Below are 16,590 nucleotides of genomic sequence, written 5' to 3'. Positions count from 1 at the left end.
GACGGTCCGGATCGTCCTCACCCGTCCGGGTTAGAACGGCGGGCGTGGCTCTTTCCCGACGCTCCCTGTTCCGCACCGCGGCCGCCGGTGGTCTCGCCGGCGCCGCGGCCCTCGTCCTGCCGGGCACGGGTGCCGCCGCCCCCGCGCTGGTCCGCTCCGGCCGGCCGCTGCTGACCCACGGTGTCGCGGCCGGTGACGTCCGGCCCGGCTCCGGGCTCGTCTGGACGCGGGCCGACCGGCCGTCGCGGATGGTCGTCGAGGTCGCGGGCTCGCCGGACTTCCGGCGGGCACTGCGCATCCCCGGCCCGGTGCTGACCCCGGCCACCGACCTCACCGGCAAGCTGCGGGTCCCGGCGACGCGGGGGCGGGTGCACTACCGCGTCGTCGCCGAGCCGCTCGACGGCGGCCCCGCGAGCGCCCCGCTGGCCGGCTCCTTCCGGGCGGTCCCCGGCCGCGGCGAGCCGGTGCGCATCCAGTGGTCCGGCGACGTCGTCGGGCAGGGCTGGGGCATCGACCGCGCCACCGGCGGCATGCGGATCTTCTCCGCCATGGCCGACCGCGAGCCCGACCTGTTCCTGCACTCCGGCGACACCGTCTACGCCGACGGCCCGCTCACCGAGACCGTCACGCTCCCCGACGGCCGGGTGTGGCGCAACGAGATGACCGAGGCGAAGGCGAAGGTCGCCGAGACCCTCGCCGAGTTCCGCGGCCAGTTCGCCTACAACCTGCGCGACGACAACCTGCGCCGCTTCGCCGCCTCGGTCGGCCAGATCGTGCAGTGGGACGACCACGAGGTCACCAACAACTGGTACCCCGGCGAGATCCTCACCGGTGAGGTGGGGGAGCGCTACACCGAGAAGCGGGTGGACGTGCTCGCGGCCCGCGGGTTCCGCGCGTTCCACGAGTGGCAGCCGGTCGACCCGCGCACCGCCGTCGACGGACGGGTGTACCGGCGGATGCCGTTCGGCCCGCACGTCGAGGTGTTCGTGCTGGACATGCGCACCTACCGCAGCGCGAACTCCGCCAACACCGGCCGTGGCGAGCGGATCCTCGGGCAGGCCCAGGCCCGCTGGCTCGTCGACGCGCTCGCGTCGTCCCGGGCGACCTGGAAGATCGTCGCCTCGGACATGCCGATCGGGGTCCTGGTGCCCGACGGCGACACCGCCTGGGAGGCCGTCGCCAACGGCGTGCCCGGACCGCCGAGCGGGCGCGAGTCGGAGATCGCCGGGGTGCTCGCCGGGATCCGCCGGCGGCGGGTCCGCAACGTCGTGTGGGTGACCGCCGACGTGCACTACACCGCCGCCCACCACTACGCCCCCGAGCGCGCCGCGTTCACCGACTTCGACCCGTTCTGGGAGTTCGTGTCGGGCCCGCTGCACGCCGGGGCCTTCGGCCCGAACGAGCTCGACCCGACGTTCGGCCCGCGGGCGGAGTTCGTGCGCGGACCGTCCCGGCAGGGCGCGAGCCCGCTGGAGGGGTTCCAGCACTTCGGGGAGCTCGACGTCGCCCCGGACGGCGCGACCCTGGAGGTCCACCTGCGCGACCAGACCGGTGTCTCCCTCTGGACGACCACGCTCCGCCGGACCTGACGCTGTCGCCGGGGGACCGGTGACCGGTGGTCGGCCGGTGTCGGAGGGGTGGGCGGGACGGGCCGGGGCAGCCGGAGGGGCGGGACGGCCGGAGGGGCGAGAACGGGCCTGGGCGGTCGCCGTCGTGGCCCGGTCGCTGTGGTGCCCCGGGTCCCCGCCGTCCCCGGGGGCCTGCCGCGGCCTGATGACCGGCCGCCCACCGCTGGACGGCGCCGCACCCCGACCCGAGAGCCCCGCACCCCACCCGAGGTCGCCGCACCCCAGCCGAGGTCGCCGCACCCCACCCGAGGTCGCCGCACCCGTCGCGGGGGGTGCGTCAGCCACTCGCGGGGTGCGCGAGGCCCCTCCGGCCGCCTCGGCGGCGCCCGGCACCCCGGCGCGCCCGACGATGCTCGCCACCCCGGGGTGCCGTCGCGGTCCGGTACTCCGCCGCGCCCGGCGGCCTCCGGCCCTCGACCGGCAGCGACCGCCGCATCCCCGGCCGGTCGGCCGCGTTCACACCCCCTGGCCGGCGTCCACACCCGGTGCAACGGGTGTGGACGCCGGCCAGGGGGTGTGGTTGCGGGGCGGCGGCGGGTCACGCCGGAGGGGCGGCGTCCGGGTCCGTGGGCCGCCGGTCCGCGACGGCGGGTGCGGGGGGCGGTGGACGTCGCGGCCAAGACGGCCGGGGGCGTCGGGACCGCGACGGGGGTGGCCGGGGCCCCGGCCGTGCGCGCACCGGTGTCGGAGGTGGTGTCCGGGTCCGTGGCGGGCGCGGCGGAGTAGGCGGCGGAGAGCCGCCGGTAGGGGCGGCTCGCCAGGGCGGCGAGGGTCAGGACCACGCCGAGGGCGCCGCAGACGACGAACACCAGGGCGATCGCACGCGCGGTGCCGGTGCCGAACCACGACCCGATCGCGGCCGCACCGGCGCCGTCGTCGCTCATGAACGGCACGACCACCAGCTCGGTGAACGGCGCCAGCAGGAATGCGGTCAGCGGCGACGCGGCCTGCTCCACGCTCTGCGCGAACCCGAAGACCCGGCCCTGCCACCCGTAGGGCACGACCCGCTGCAGCACGGTCTGCTCGGCGGCTTCGGCGAACGGCATGAGCAGCATGAACACCGCCATGCCCAGGGCCAGCAGGACGATCGAGGCGTGCAGCGGGAACAGCATCGTCGCGGCCCACAGCACGGTGTTGACCAGCAGCAGGGTCCGGACCGGGCGGCTGCCCAGCCCGATCCGGGCGACGAGCAGCCCGCCGACGATCACCCCGGCGGACAGCACGCCCCACAGCAGCCCCCAGGCCGCGACCGACATCATGGACAGGCCGTAGGGGTCCATCAGCGCCATGAACGCCCCGCCGAGCAGGTTGTTCACGCAGGAGAACGCGATCAATGCGGGCAGCCCCGGCACGCTCGCGACGAGCCGGACGGTGCCGCGCAGGTCGAGCCCGCCCCGCTCGTCGACGGTCACGGCGACGGCCGGACCGGCCGGTGCGGGCACGGCCGGGATCCGGACCCGGGCCAGGTGCAGCAGCGACGCGACGAGCACGACGAGCGCGGCGACGAGCACCGTGCGCATCCCGTCGACCGCGACGAGCAGCCCGGACGCGACCGAGGTGACCAGGAAGGACACCCCGGTCGCGGTGCCGACCAGCCCGTTGGCTCGGTCCCGGACCGGGGCCGGGACGAGCAGGGTGACCAGCGTCGGCAGCGCGATGGTGCGCAGGTTCCCGGCGATCACCCCCAGCATCAGCGCGACGACCAGCGTCCACAGCAGCGGGCTCGTGGGATCGCGGAAGGCGTCGGCGGGCGCGAGCAGGAGCAGCGCCAGGCACAGCGCGTAGACCACGGCCGACACCGCCGCCGAGACCTGCATGACCGCGCGCGTGCCGAACCGGTCGACGACCCCGCCGAACGGGATGCCGGTCAGCGCCGTCGCCACCAGGAAGATCCCGGCGATGATGCCGGTCGCCGCGACCGACCCCGTCTCCAGGAACACCCAGAACGTCACGGCGAACCACACCGTGAAGTTCACGACCGACACCACCAGGGTGCTCACCAGCAGGTGTGCGAAGACCCGTTGGGTGCCGTGCCGGAGGTCGAGCTGCGTCATGGTCCACCGTCCTCTCGGGGGACGGACCGGTGCGGTTCCCGGAAGTCATCGTCCGGAGGTGGACCCTGCGGGCTGAACCCGGCTTCAGGTCAAACTCAGGCGGTCATGTCGAGGTGCGCGATCACCTTCGTCGGGCGGATCCGGACGAGGAGCTCGCCCGGCACGCCGTTGCGCCGGCCGAACTCCTCGGCCCGGTCCGCGCCCATGTAGCGCCCGCCCAGCGCGGTGGCGGTGCGCAGGAGCTCGTCGGGGTCCCCGCTCGTCTCGGCCACACCCTGCACCTGCACGAAGGCGTACGGCGGCTCGGGCAGGTCAGCGGTGAGCACGACGCGCGGGTCGCGGACGATCGCCCTGCCCTTCGCGGAGTCGGCGCCGGTGTTGAACACGATCGCGTCGTCCTCGACGAGGAACCAGACCGGCGCGACGAGCGGACGCCCGTCCTTCGCCGTCCAGCCGAGCATGCCGGTGCGGGTGCCGTGGGTGAGGAACTCGACGACCTCGGGGGTCAGAACGGTCATGCGGGCGAGCCTAGGCCCGGAAACCGGATGACGGTGGCGTCGTCACCGTGCTGGGGTGCGGACATGGCGAGCACGACGACCGCCGGTGTCCACCGCCGCCCCGTACCGCGGGTGGTCACGGTCCTCGCGCTCTGCGTGTTCGTCCTCGGGACCAGCGAGTTCGTCCTCACCGGCCTGCTGCCCGAGGTGGCCGCGGACCTCGGCGTCGACATCCCCGCGGCCGGGTACCTGATCTCCGGGTTCGCGGTCGGGATGGTCGTCGGGGCCCCGGCCGCGGCGGTGGCGACGCTGCGGCTGCCCCGGCGCACGACGCTCGTCGCGATGCTGCTCGCCGTGGCCGTGCTGCACGTCGTGGGGGCACTGTGCACCGGCTACCCCCTGCTCATGGCGGTCCGGGTGCTGACGGCGGTGGCCACCGGCGGGTTCTGGGCGGTCGCGGCGGTGGTGACCGTGTCCTCGGTCGGGCCGGGTGACCGCGCGCGGGCGCTGTCCCGGCTGCTGGCGGGGGTGACGGTGTCGAACGTCGTCGGCATCCCGCTGGGCACCGTGCTCGGTCAGCAGTTCGGCTGGCGCGCGACGTTCTGGGCGATCGCGGCGCTGGCCCTGCTCGGGGTGGCCGGGGTGGGGGCCCTGGTGTCGCGCAGCGGGGGCGGGGAGCCGCCGCGACGACTGTCCGCCGAGCTCGTCGCCTTCCGCAGGCTCCGGCTGTGGGTCGCGCTGGGCACGACCGCGCTCTACCAGGCGGGCATGATCGCGATGCTCGCCTACCTCGCGTCGCTGCTCGTGTTCGTGGCCGGGCTCGCCCCGGGGTGGGTGCCCGTCGTGCAGTTCGGCGCCGGGCTGGGCTCGATCGGGGGGATCCTGCTCGGGGGTCGCCTGGCCGACCGTCATCCGTGGCCGACGCTGTTCGGGGCGCTGTGCGGTGCCGCGACCCTGCTCGCACTGCTGGGGACCACGGCGACGCTGCCCGGAGCAGCACCGGCGATCGCGGTCGGGCTCGGGTTCGTCGCCTTCGTCGCGTCGGCCCCGCTGAACGCCCGGGTCTTCGCGCTGGCCGGGGCGGCGCCGACGCTGGCGAGCGCGACCAACACCTCGGCGTTCAACGTCGGCAACGCGCTCGGCCCGGCGCTGGGCGGGCTCGCCATCGCCGGGGGCCTCGGACTGACCGCCCCGCCGCTGGTCGGCGCGGTGTTGGTGGTCGGTGCGGTCGTCCTGGCCCTGGTCTCGGTGCGGCTGGACCGCCGCCACGGTGCGCCGTGATGCCGTCCGCGCCCGGGGCGGGCAGGCTCCGGGGTGTGGACGACGAGGCGTCGCGGTACCCGCCCGTCGGAACCCTGCTCGGCGGCCAGGTCGACGGCGTCACCTGCGGTCCGTCGGTGCTGGTCGTGACCGCGGCGCTGACCGGCTCGGGGTGGCCCGGCGCGGTGGCGGGCCGGTTCGCCGCCGCGCAGCGGACGGCGCACCGCCAGGCCAACCGGCTCTGGCCGCGTGCGCTGGGGACGACGCCGTGGGGGATGCGGGCGTGGCTGCGCCGGCACGCGCCCGCCGCCGGACCGTTCCGGATCCGCCCGGCGACCCGCGACGCGCTCGCCGCGGTGCCCGCCGCCGTCGGCCCGGTCCCGCTGCTGGTCGGGTCCCGGTGGCTGCCGCGGCACTGGGTTCTGGTCCTGGGCATCGACGACGACGGCCGGTGGCGCGTCTACGAGCCCGGCTCCGGCCGGGTGCGGGCCCTCGATCCGGGCCTGCTCCGCCGGGCGGACCCGACGGCCGTCGCGGCGGTGCTGGGATGGCCGCGGCCCTGGTGCCTGCTGCTGCCCACGGGTCGGGCGTAAACGCGCGGTGATCCGGACGTAACGGACGCGGGTGAGGGTGTGGACATGGCTCCCCCCGATCCCCGCCCGCTGCTCGCCGCACTCGGCCGGCGCGACTTCCTCCGTGCGGCCGCGGCCGTGACCGCTGCCGGGGGACTGGTCGGCTGCAGTGCCTCCGTGGCCCCCGCCCCGGTGGCCGCGACCCTGCCGGACGGGCCGCTGCAGCCCGGCGTGGGCGACATCCCCGGCGACCACTACCTCGGGTCCGACCCGGCGGACGTGCGCTGGGGCTACGTCCCGGCGATCGGGGCCGCCCCGGTGCTCACGATGCGGTCGGGGCAGACGGTCACCATCGACACCGTCTCCCACGAGGGCATCCTGGAGGACCAGGGCCGGGACCCGGTCGCCTGGTTCGGGCGCCACGGGGTCGCGGCCGACGGCGTGCTGTCCGACGCCGTCGCGGTCGCCAGGGACTACCGCCGCACCCCGCGCGACTTCGACGCCGACGGCCCGCACGTCATCACCGGCCCGGTGTTCGTCGAGGGCGCGCGCCCCGGCGACGTCCTCAAGGTCGAGACCCTGTCCGCGGTGCCCCGGGTGCCCTACGGCGTGGTCTCCAGCAGACACGGGAAGGGGGCGCTCGGCCGCACCGCGTCCGGCGCGCCGCCCGCCGGGATCACCCTCGACGAGGTGATGCCGCCACCGGCCGCCGACGGACGTGCGACCGGCGACCCCGCGCGCTACGGCAACGTCTCGGTCTTCACCGCCGTCCGCGACGGCGCGGACGGCCCGGAGGCCTACCTGCCCTTCGGCGAGGGCCAGGAGGTGTCGTTCGGGCTGCGCCCGTTCATGGGCACCATGGGGGTGGCCCACGCCGCGGCGGACGCCGAGAACGCCCCCGAGCTGAACTCGATCCCGCCGACCCTGGGCGGCGGCAACATCGACATCCGGCTGCTCGGCCCGGACTCGGCGTTCTACCTGCCGGTCCGCGCGGAGGGGGCGCTGTTCCACGTCGGCGACCCGCACCTCGCGATGGGCGACGGGGAGGTCGCGCTGACCGCGCTGGAGGGCTCACTGCGTGCCACGTTCCGGCTCACCGTCTGCCGGCCGGGGGAGGGCACGGCCCCCTCGGTGGCCTTCGGCTACCCGTTCGGCGAGACCCCGGACGCCTGGGTGCCCATCGGGCTCTCCGACCCGGACGGGAGCACCGGCGGCCAGGGGACCGACCTCGACGTCGCGATGCGCCGGGCCGTGGTCAACGCACTCGACTTCCTGCAGGACGACCGGGGCATGGACCGGGCGACGGCGTACGCCTACCTCTCCGCGGCCGCCGACTTCGCGGTCTCGCAGGTGGTGGACCGGACGGTCGGGGTGCACGGGGTCATCCCCAAGGCGCACTTCCGGTCCTGAGCGCGGCGGTCCGGGGGCCGGGAACCGGGTCGCCGTCGACTCGTAGACTTGACATGTGACCGAGACCCTGCCAGCGCGTACCGCCGACCTGCCCGCCAAGTGGACCCCGGGCGAGGTAGAGGGCGACATGTACCGCCGCTGGGTCGACGCCGGGTACTTCCGGGCCGACCCGTCGTCGGACGCCGACCCGTTCTGCATCGTCATCCCGCCGCCGAACGTCACCGGCAGCCTGCACCTGGGCCACGCGATGGACCACACGCTCATCGACGTCCTGACCCGGCGCGCCCGGATGCAGGGGCGCGACGCGCTGTGGCTGCCCGGCATGGACCACGCCGGGATCGCGACCCAGTCGGTCGTCGAGCGCCGGATGGCCGCCGCGGGGGAGCCGGACCGGCACGCGATCGGCCGTGCGGCGTTCGTCGAGAAGGTCTGGCAGTGGAAGGCCGAGTCCGGCGGCTCGATCCTCGGGCAGATGGAGCGCCTGGGCGACGGCGTCGACTGGTCCCGCGAGCGCTTCACCCTCGACGAGGGCCTGTCCCGCGCGGTCGCCACCGTCTTCAAGAAGATGTTCGACGACGGGCTGATCTACCGGGCCGAGCGCCTGGTCAACTGGTCCCCGGCGCTGCGCTCGGCGATCTCCGACATCGAGGTCGACCACATCGAGACCGAGGGCGAGCTCGTCTCGATGCGCTACGGCGACGGCGACGCTTCGGTCGTCGTCGCGACCACCCGGATCGAGACGATGCTGGGTGACACCGCGGTCGCCGTCCACCCCGACGACGAGCGCTACGCGCACCTGGTCGGCACCGAGATCGAGATGCCGATCACCGGGCGGATGATCCCGGTCGTCGCCGACGACTACGTCGACCCGGAGTTCGGCTCCGGAGCCGTCAAGATCACCCCGGCGCACGACCCGAACGACTTCGAGGTCGGCCGCCGCCACGACCTGCCGATGCCGACGATCATGGACGAGACCGGCACCATCGCCGGGACCGGCACCCGCTTCGACGGCATGGACCGGTTCGAGGCGCGCGCCGCGATCCGCGAGGAGCTGCGCGCGCAGGGGCGCATCGTCGCCGAGAAGCGGCCGTACCTGCACTCGGTCGGGCACTGCTCGCGCACCGGCGTCCCGATCGAGCCGCGGCTGAGCCTGCAGTGGTTCGTCAAGGTCGAGCCGCTCGCCCGCTCGGCGGGGGACGCCGTCCGCTCCGGCGAGACCGTCCTGCACCCGAAGGAGCAGGCCAAGCGGTACTTCGACTGGGTCGACAACATGCACGACTGGACGATCAGCCGGCAGCTGTGGTGGGGACACCGCATCCCGGTCTGGTACGGCCCGGCCGGCGAGGTCGTCTGCGTCGGGCCGGACGAGCAGCCGCCGTCCGGCGAGGGCTGGCGCCAGGACCCCGACGTCCTCGACACCTGGTTCTCCTCCGGGCTGTGGCCGTTCTCCACGCTCGGCTGGCCGGAGCAGACCCCGGACCTGGCGAAGTACTACCCGAACTCGGTCCTGGTCACCGGCTACGACATCCTGTTCTTCTGGGTCGTCCGGATGATGATGTTCGGCACCTACGTGATGGGGAAGGCCCCGTTCCGCGACGTCTACCTGCACGGGCTCATCCGCGACGAGCACGGCAAGAAGATGTCGAAGTCCAAGGGCAACGTCATCGACCCGCTCGCGCTGATCGACACCTACGGCGCGGACGCGCTGCGCTTCACCATCGCCCGCGGCTCCAACCCGGGCACCGACATGTCGCTGTCGGAGGAGTGGGTCGCCGGGTCCCGGAACTTCACGACCAAGCTCTGGAACATCACCCGGTTCGCCCTGTCCAAGGGGGCGGACCCGGCCCTGCCGCTGCCCGCCGAGGCCGACCGCACCGACGCCGACCGCTGGATCCTGGGCCGCCTGGCCGAGGTCCGCGCGCAGACCGACGAGCTGCTCGACGGCTACCAGTTCGCGAAGGCGACCGAGGGGCTCTACCACTTCGCGTGGGACGAGCTGGCCGACTGGTACGTCGAGCTGTGCAAGACCCAGCTCGACGACCCGGCCACCGAGCCGGGCACCCGGGCGATCCTCGGGCACGTCCTCGACGCGCTGCTGCGGATGCTGCACCCGATCGCGCCGTTCGTCACCGAGGCGCTGTGGACCGCGCTGACCGGCGGCGAGACCGTCGTGACCGCGGCCTGGCCGACGGCCGGGGACACCGGTGCGCCGGTCGACCCGGCCGCCACGGCCCGGGTCACCGACGCGCAGAAGGTCATCACCGAGGTCCGCCGGTTCCGCACCGAGCAGGGGCTGCCCGACCGCAAGGCCGTCGCCGCCCGCCTGACCGGTCTCGGCGACGCCGGGCTGGCCGCGCACGAGCGCGCGCTGCGGTTCCTCACCCGCCTCGACCCGGCCGGTGACGGCTTCTCCACCACCGCGAGCCTGGAGATCGCCACCTCGGGCGGCCCGGTCACCGTCGAGCTGGACACCTCGGGGGCGATCGACGTCGCCGCCGAGCGGGCCCGGCTCGGCCGCGACCTCGCCGCCGCGGAGAAGGAGCGTGACCAGGCGGACAAGAAGCTGGGCAACCCGAAGTTCACCGAGAAGGCGCCGGCCGAGGTCGTCGACGGGATCCGTGCCCGGCACGCGACCGCCGTCGCCGACATCGACCGCATCACCGCGCGGCTCGCCGCGCTCCCGGAGGCCTGATCCCGCCGTGGCGAGGGAGAACGACGACTACGGCCACGACCTCGGGAACGACTTCACCGAGGAGGACTCGCCGACCTACGGCGGGGACCGGTGGGCCGAGGGCGGCTTCGGCCGCGACACCGAGGACGCCCGCGACCCGGACGGCGACACCGACCGGGCCGCCGACACCGACGACGCGAACGACGGGGACGAGGCCGACGACGGCGAGGACCGGTCGGACGCCGCCGCACGGGGCGCGGACGACGAGCGCGACGCCCCGGTGGACGCCCAGGAGGCGGTGATCGCGGCCGTCCTCGACGAGATCCGCGGCAGCGGGGACCCCGACGTCGTCCCGGCCCAGTCCACCGTCGCCGGCTACGCCGAGTTCCTCGCCGTCGACGCGGCGCTCGACCGGCGCTGGCCCGAGTCGGTGATGGAGCCGTCGCTGGACCGGATGCAGGCCCTGTGCGACGCCCTCGGTGACCCGCAGCGCGGCTACCCGATCGTGCATCTGACCGGCACCAACGGCAAGACCTCCACCTCCCGGATGGTCGACGCGCTGCTCACCGAGATCGGGCTGCGGACCGGGCGCTACACCAGCCCGCACCTGCAGCGCGCCACCGAGCGGATCAACCTCGACAACCGGCCGGTCACCCCCGAGCGCTACGTCGCCGCCTACCGCGAGGTGGAGCCGCTGGTCGAGCTCGTCGACGCCAAGCGCGGCGACGGGCCCGCGCTCAGCAAGTTCGAGGTGCTCACCGGGATGGCCTTCGCCGCCTTCTCCGACGCCCCGGTCGAGGCCGCGGTGATCGAGGTCGGGCTCGGCGGGCGCTGGGACGCCACCAACGTCGCCGACGCGCACGTCGCCGTCGTCCTGCCGGTGGGGCTCGACCACGCCGAGTACCTCGGCGACGACATCACCGACATCGCCCGCGAGAAGGCCGGGATCATCAAGGAGGGCTCGGTCGCCGTCCTCGCCGCCCAGGACCGGAAGGTCGCCGAGATCCTGCTGGAGCGCTGCGCCGAGGTCGGCGCGCAGGTCGCGCGGGAGGGCGCCGAGTTCGGCGTGGTCGAGCGGGAGATCGCCGTCGGCGGGCAGCGTCTGGAGCTGCAGGGTCTGTCCGGCCGCTACGACGAGATCTTCCTGCCGCTGCACGGTGAGCACCAGGCGTCGAACGCGGCGGTCGCGCTGGCCGCGGCCGAGGCGCTCGTCGGCGCCGGCACCGCGCAGCCCCTCGACCCCGACGCGGTCCGCGCCGCGTTCGCCTCCGTCCGCTCACCCGGGCGGCTCGAACCCGTCGAGGGCGGGCCGGACCGGCCGACCGTGCTGCTCGACGCCGCGCACAACCCCGCCGGGGCGCAGGCGCTGGCCGGCGCGCTCGGCACCGAGTTCCGCTTCACCCGGCTGGTCGGCGTGATCGGGGTGCTGGAGGGCAAGGACGCCCGCGGCATCCTGGAGGGCCTGCAGCCCGCGCTGCACGAGGTCGTCGTCACCACCAACTCCTCGCCGCGCGCGATGGACCCCGACGCGCTGGGCGCGCTCGCGGCCGAGGTGTTCGGCTCCGAGCGGGTCAGCGTCGAGCCGTCGCTGGCCGAGGCGCTCGAGCAGGCCCGGGAGATCGCCGAGGAGGCGGGCGGGTCGGGGGTCGGCGTCGTCGTCACCGGGTCGGTCGTCACCGTCGGCGAGGCGCGGGCACTGTTCGGGAAGGAGCCGGAGTGAGCGACGTCCCGGGCGTGCCCGAGGGTGTGCGGCCGCCGCCCACCGACCCGATGAAGGGCGCCCGCGGGGTGTTCGCCGCGACGCTGATCCTGGAGGCGATCGTCGTCCTCCTGGCGCTGCTGGTGCTCCCGCGCTTCGGCACCGGATCGACCGCGCTCGGCTTCGGTGTCGTGGCGGGCATCGCCGTCGCGATGATCCTGGCGTCGGGGGTGCAGCGACGGCCGTGGGGTCTCACCGCCGCGCTGGTGCTGCAGGCGGCCCTGCTCGTCGCGGCGCTGGTGTTCCTGCCGTCGCTGGTGGTGATCGCGGCGGTGTTCATCGTCGTCTGGGCGGTGCTGGTGTGGATGCGGCGCGAGGTGGCCCGGCGGATGGCGGCGGGGACGTTGCCGTCGCAGCAGCAGGACTGAGCCGCGGCGGTATCACATCCGGTATCGTCGGGACATGGCCATGACGTTGCGCCTGACCGACGCCGAGTCCGAGTCGCTGCGCGCTCGCGCGGAGGCCGAGGGGCGTTCCATGCAGGAGGTCGCCCGAGCGGCGGTCCGGGAGTACGTGGCCCGTCACGACCACGATGCCGAGGTCGACCGCGCGGCTGCCTGGGTCACCGACAACTTCCGAGAGGCCCTGGACCGGCTCGGCCGGGCGTGACCCGCTACCTGTCCCTGGCCGACGTGCTGCGCTTCGCCGCGGAGGCACTCGGGCAGGAGCCGGTGGTCCGCGACTTCGGGCTCCTGGAGTCGGCGCTCGCCCGGCCCGCGACCGTCCTGTTCGGCCAGGACGCGTACCCGACCCTGCACCTCAAGGCAGCGGCCCTGGTGCAGAGCATCTGCGGCATTCACGCCCTGGTGGACGGGAACAAGCGACTCGCATGGGCGTCCACCGCCGTGTTCCTGGTGCTGAACGGGTGCCCGCCGCGGCCCGACCAGGATGCCGTGTTCGACCTGGTGGTCGCGGTGTCGGAGGGCAGCCTGCGGGACCTGCCCGCGATCGCCGCCGCGCTGACGGAGCTCACCGGGAGCCAGGAGGCGGGCGAGTGACGGTGGGTGACGGACCCCGGTCGGGTCGTCGCTACCCTGTCGCACGTGACTGAACGCACTCTCGTCCTGGTCAAGCCCGACGGCGTCGCGCGCAAGCTCGTCGGCGAGGTCGTCTCGCGCATCGAGCGCAAGGGCCTCGATCTGGTCGCCCTCGACCTGCGCACGGTGGACCGTGAGCTGGCCGCCCAGCACTACGCCGAGCACGACGGCAAGCCCTTCTTCGAGGAGCTGCTGTCGTTCATCACCTCCGGCCCGGTCCTGGCCGCGGTCGTCGAGGGCCCCCGCGCCATCGCCGCCTGGCGGCAGATCGCCGGCGGCACCGACCCGGTGGAGAAGGCCACCCCCGGCAGCATCCGTGGCGACCTCGCCCTGGAGACCGGTTCCAACCTCGTGCACGGCTCGGACTCCCCGGAGTCGGCCGACCGGGAGATCAAGCTCTGGTTCCCGAACCTGTGACCGCAGGCGTCCCGGCCGTCCGCCGGGTCGTCGAGCCCCACCCCGGCGCCGCCGCCGCGCTCGGTGATCTCTGGATCGCCGTGACCGAGGCCGGCGGCGCCGTGGACTTCGTGCCCGGCGCCGACCCGGACGAGATCCGCGCACTGGCGGTGCAGACCATCGACGCCGTCCGCTCCGGCGCCTCCCGGATGTTCGTACTGGGGGAGGAGACCGCCCCGATGGGCACGGTCCTCCTGGTCCCGAACACCGGCATCGCCGCGCACCGCGCCGACGTGCAACGCCTCATGGTCCGCCCGGACCTGCAGGGACGTGGTCTCGGCACGGTCCTGCTCGGAGCGGCCGTCGCCCACGCCCGTGGGACGGGCCTGGCGATGCTGACCCTCGGCGCCCGCGGCGGCACCCCGCTGCCCGCGTTCTACGCCGCACGCGGCTTCGTCGAGTACGGCAGGCTGCCGAACGGGGTGCGGCTCTCCCCGGAGGACGCGCGCGACGTGCACCTGTTCTTCCTCCCGCTCGCCTGACCCGGCCCGCGGGAGTGATCGATTCCCCCCGACAGCCGGATGGCAGAGGCCCCCGCCGCGGTCCACCATGTGGGCATGACCGTGCTGACCCCCCGCCCGACGACCGCGGATCTGGTCCGTGGGGTGGTCGTGGCGGTCCTGGCGATCCTGCAGGTGCTCGTGTCGGCGTTCGGGGGGTCGGCGATCGGCGCCGTCGCGCGCGACTACGACACCCCGCTGCTGGCCGCGGGCTGGGCGTTCGCCATCTGGGGCCCGATCTACCTGGGCGTGCTGGTCTACGCCGGCTACGCCCTGCTGCCCGGCCAGCGCGGCCGCGAGGTGCACCGCCGCATCGGCTGGTGGGTCGCGGCGACCGCGGTGCTCAACCCGCTGTGGATCGCGGCCTTCTCGAACCGGTGGGTGGTCACCGCCGAGGTGCTGCTGGTCCTGCTCGTCCTCGCGCTCGCCGTCGTGTACGGACGACTGTCCCGCAGCGTCGCCGACGGGTGGCCGGAACGGTTGGCGACACGGCTGCCGCTGGCGATCTACCTCGGCTGGTCCTCGGCCGCGCTCGTGCTGGGCCTGATGGCGGCCGGCGTCGCGGTCGGGCTGCCGTCGGACGGGGTGCTCCCGCAGGTCGCGGCGATCCTGCTGCTGGTGATCCTCACCGCGGTCGCGCTGTCGGTCGTCGGCTCCACCACCGGGTTCGCCGGCTTCGCCGGGGCGCTGTGCTGGGCGCTGCTCGGCATCGTGGCAGGCGACCGGCCGATCGCCGTGACCGTCGTGGCGGCGGTCGCCGCGGGGGTGATCGCGGTGCAGGCGGTGCGCCGGATCACGCGATCGGTCCAGCCCGCCCGGCTCGCCCTGGGCTGAGAGGAAAGCCGCACCGGGTCACCGGTCCCGCTTGCTACCGTCGCACCGGCAGGAGCAGCGGTACCAGGGAGGCCCGTCTTGATCACCGGAAGCATCGTCGCGATCGTGACCCCGATGCACGACAGCGGCGAGGTCGACCACACGGCCCTCGGCGAGCTCGTCGAGCGGCAGATCGACGCGGGCACCGCCGCGATCGTCTCGGTCGGCACGACCGGTGAGTCGTCGACGCTGTCGGTGCTCGAACACACCGAGGTCATGCGGCGCACCATCGAGGTCGCGAACGGCCGCGTCCCGGTCATCGCCGGCACCGGCGCGAACTCCACCGACGAGGCCATCCACCTGACCCGCGCCGCGCGGGCGGCGGGCGCCGACGGGGCGCTGCTCGTGACGCCGTACTACAACAAGCCTCCGCAGGAGGGTCTCTACCAGCACTTCAAGCGGATCGCCGAGACCGTCGACATCCCGCAGTACCTCTACAACGTCCCGGGCCGCACGGCCTGCGACATGCTGCCGTCGACGGTGGCCCGGCTCGCGGAGATCCCGAACATCGTCGGCCTCAAGGAGGCCAAGGGCGACCTGGACCGGGTCCGTGAGCTCGTCGCGCTGGGCCTGGACGACTTCGCGCTGTACTCCGGCGACGACGGCACCGCCCGCGCGTCGATGCTCGCCGGGTTCCACGGCGACATCTCGGTCACCGCGAACGTCGCCCCGGAGACGATGGCCCGCATGTGCAAGGCCGCCGTCGCCGGCGACGCCGAGACCGCCTCCGCGCTCGACGCCGACCTCGCGGGTCTGCACGCGGCGCTGTTCTCCGAGCCGAACCCCATCCCGGTGAAGTGGGCGCTGACCGAGCTGGGGCTCATCCCCGGCGGGATCCGGCTGCCGCTGGTGCCGCTGGACGAGTGGCACCACGAGGACGTCCGCGCCGCGCTGCGGGCCGCGGGCCTGCTGTCCTGAGCTCCGGGCGCCCCGGGGCGCTCCGGGGCGCTGTGTGCGCTCCGCGGTTGCCGACCGGTGCCGCCGGTCCTCAGGAGTCGCCCGACCCGCCGGTGTCCTCGGACGTCGCCGTCGTCGGCCCCGCGCTGGTGGTCTTCACGTTGCGCACGATGTCGCGGCCGAAGGTGACGTCGACCCGCTCGGCCACGGCCAGCTCCAGCACGGCGATCATCACCTCGCCGGAGATGCGGCGCATCCGCTCGATCGTCTCGTAGACGCGCGGCCACTGGTCGTCCGGGCGGCCCTCGGCGTCGAAGGGCTGCCAGATCTCGCCGAGGAACAGGTCGACGTAGAGCTTCGCGACGGCGTCGGCGTGCTTGCGCAGCTGCTCCACGACGTCGAGCGAGCGGGTGATCGGGATGCCGAGCCCGGTCAGCTCGGCCGCGGCGTTCATCAGCCGCGGGCTGATCTCCTCGTAGGTGTCGTCGCCCAGCTCGCGCAGCAGGCCCATCTTGACCCCGCGCTTGGCGACGGCGACGTCGGTGCTCTGGTACCGCTCGGCGAGCTCGGCGAGCTGCACGATCTGCCGGTCCTCGGGCGCGAACAGCGCACGCACGGTCCGGATGAACTGCACCACCTGCTCGGTGGAGCCGCCGGTGGTGTCGAGCAGCTTCTTGATCGTGTCGAGCTTGACGCCCTCGTCCTGCAGGTCCTGGATCAGCTCCAGACGTGCCGCGTGCCCGGGGCCGTAGTAGCCCGTGCGGGCCTTGACCTGCGGCGGAGGCAGCAGCCCCCGGGACTGGTAGGCACGGATGTTGCGCACCGTGACACCGCTGGACCGCGCCAGCTCGTCGATGGTGCGCCAGTCCGCCGTCTCCGGGTCCTCGACCATGACACGGAGATTAACAGCCGAGCATGTGACACGGGAATCAGAGGGGGGCGATTACTATGTGACATCAGATGGTGCAGAGTTCAT

At 74.3% G+C, this 16,590-nt stretch carries 15 protein-coding genes and 1 pseudogene; 13 read left to right on the top strand and 3 right to left on the bottom strand.

Annotated features, from left to right (window positions below; genetic code table 11):
- Positions 1–44: 44 nt before the first annotated feature.
- On the top strand, positions 45–1,589 hold the full coding sequence (locus Ae505Ps2_RS25230) for an alkaline phosphatase D family protein (protein ID WP_075311285.1): 1,545 nt from the start codon (positions 45–47) through the stop codon (positions 1,587–1,589).
- Between the two features lie 983 nt (positions 1,590–2,572).
- On the opposite strand, the pseudogene Ae505Ps2_RS33730 reads toward Ae505Ps2_RS25230, so the two are convergent.
- Positions 2,573–3,682 (bottom strand): annotated as a pseudogene (locus tag Ae505Ps2_RS33730) (MFS transporter); the annotation flags it as partial.
- A 95-nt stretch (positions 3,683–3,777) separates the two neighbouring features.
- Positions 3,778–4,200, bottom strand: coding sequence for a PPOX class F420-dependent oxidoreductase (locus Ae505Ps2_RS25220; protein WP_075311289.1), 423 nt, complete (start codon positions 4,198–4,200; stop codon positions 3,778–3,780).
- 63 nt (positions 4,201–4,263) lie between these two features.
- Here Ae505Ps2_RS25220 and Ae505Ps2_RS25215 point away from each other — a divergent pair, with 63 nt between their 5' ends.
- From Ae505Ps2_RS25215 to dapA, 12 genes are all read left to right on the top strand, one after another.
- Positions 4,264–5,460, top strand: coding sequence for an MFS transporter (locus Ae505Ps2_RS25215; RefSeq protein WP_075554048.1), 1,197 nt, complete (start codon positions 4,264–4,266; stop codon positions 5,458–5,460).
- Positions 5,460–6,032, top strand: a complete 573-nt coding sequence (locus Ae505Ps2_RS25210; protein ID WP_139320212.1) for a hypothetical protein — start codon at positions 5,460–5,462, stop codon at positions 6,030–6,032. Before Ae505Ps2_RS25215 ends, Ae505Ps2_RS25210 begins: the two co-directional genes overlap by 1 nt.
- A gap of 45 nt (positions 6,033–6,077) precedes the next feature.
- Positions 6,078–7,421 carry an acetamidase/formamidase family protein gene (locus Ae505Ps2_RS25205; protein WP_051050458.1) on the top strand — a complete coding sequence of 448 codons (1,344 nt, stop codon included), beginning with the start codon at positions 6,078–6,080 and terminating at the stop codon, positions 7,419–7,421.
- Positions 7,422–7,476: 55 nt separating this feature from the next.
- On the top strand, positions 7,477–10,113 hold the full coding sequence (locus tag Ae505Ps2_RS25200) for a valine--tRNA ligase (protein WP_075311293.1): 2,637 nt from the start codon (positions 7,477–7,479) through the stop codon (positions 10,111–10,113).
- A 301-nt stretch (positions 10,114–10,414) separates the two neighbouring features.
- Positions 10,415–11,812 carry a folylpolyglutamate synthase/dihydrofolate synthase family protein gene (locus Ae505Ps2_RS25195; protein ID WP_233147739.1) on the top strand — a complete coding sequence of 466 codons (1,398 nt, stop codon included), beginning with the start codon at positions 10,415–10,417 and terminating at the stop codon, positions 11,810–11,812.
- Positions 11,809–12,219: a DUF4233 domain-containing protein gene (locus Ae505Ps2_RS25190; protein ID WP_020627666.1), complete on the top strand. Its 411-nt coding sequence runs from the start codon at positions 11,809–11,811 to the stop codon at positions 12,217–12,219. The genes Ae505Ps2_RS25195 and Ae505Ps2_RS25190 overlap by 4 nt, the downstream gene beginning before the upstream one ends.
- 34 nt (positions 12,220–12,253) lie before the next feature.
- The gene (locus tag Ae505Ps2_RS25185; RefSeq protein WP_051050452.1) at positions 12,254–12,460 is read left to right on the top strand and encodes a ribbon-helix-helix protein, CopG family; all 207 of its coding nucleotides are present in this window, start codon (positions 12,254–12,256) and stop codon (positions 12,458–12,460) included.
- On the top strand, positions 12,457–12,849 hold the full coding sequence (locus tag Ae505Ps2_RS25180; RefSeq protein WP_075311297.1) for a Fic family protein: 393 nt from the start codon (positions 12,457–12,459) through the stop codon (positions 12,847–12,849). The genes Ae505Ps2_RS25185 and Ae505Ps2_RS25180 overlap by 4 nt, the downstream gene beginning before the upstream one ends.
- A 45-nt stretch (positions 12,850–12,894) precedes the next feature.
- Positions 12,895–13,305 carry a nucleoside-diphosphate kinase gene (ndk, locus tag Ae505Ps2_RS25175; protein ID WP_043281923.1) on the top strand — a complete coding sequence of 137 codons (411 nt, stop codon included), beginning with the start codon at positions 12,895–12,897 and terminating at the stop codon, positions 13,303–13,305.
- Positions 13,302–13,826, top strand: coding sequence for a GNAT family N-acetyltransferase (locus Ae505Ps2_RS25170; protein WP_075311299.1), 525 nt, complete (start codon positions 13,302–13,304; stop codon positions 13,824–13,826). The genes ndk and Ae505Ps2_RS25170 overlap by 4 nt, the downstream gene beginning before the upstream one ends.
- A gap of 75 nt (positions 13,827–13,901) precedes the next feature.
- Positions 13,902–14,678, top strand: a complete 777-nt coding sequence (locus Ae505Ps2_RS25165; protein WP_075329676.1) for a hypothetical protein — start codon at positions 13,902–13,904, stop codon at positions 14,676–14,678.
- A gap of 78 nt (positions 14,679–14,756) precedes the next feature.
- The gene (gene dapA / locus Ae505Ps2_RS25160; protein ID WP_020627660.1) at positions 14,757–15,635 is read left to right on the top strand and encodes a 4-hydroxy-tetrahydrodipicolinate synthase; all 879 of its coding nucleotides are present in this window, start codon (positions 14,757–14,759) and stop codon (positions 15,633–15,635) included.
- Between the two features lie 70 nt (positions 15,636–15,705).
- Here dapA and Ae505Ps2_RS25155 read toward each other — a convergent pair whose 3' ends face one another.
- On the bottom strand, positions 15,706–16,506 hold the full coding sequence (locus tag Ae505Ps2_RS25155) for a MerR family transcriptional regulator (protein WP_075311301.1): 801 nt from the start codon (positions 16,504–16,506) through the stop codon (positions 15,706–15,708).
- Between the last annotated feature and the right edge of the window lie 84 nt (positions 16,507–16,590).

Source organism: Pseudonocardia sp. Ae505_Ps2, from assembly GCF_001932425.1.
In the GTDB taxonomy this organism is placed as follows: Bacteria; Actinomycetota; Actinomycetes; order Mycobacteriales; family Pseudonocardiaceae; genus Pseudonocardia.
The sequence above is the reverse complement of the archived record's forward strand: the minus strand, read 5'-3'. Positions and strand labels throughout refer to the sequence as shown.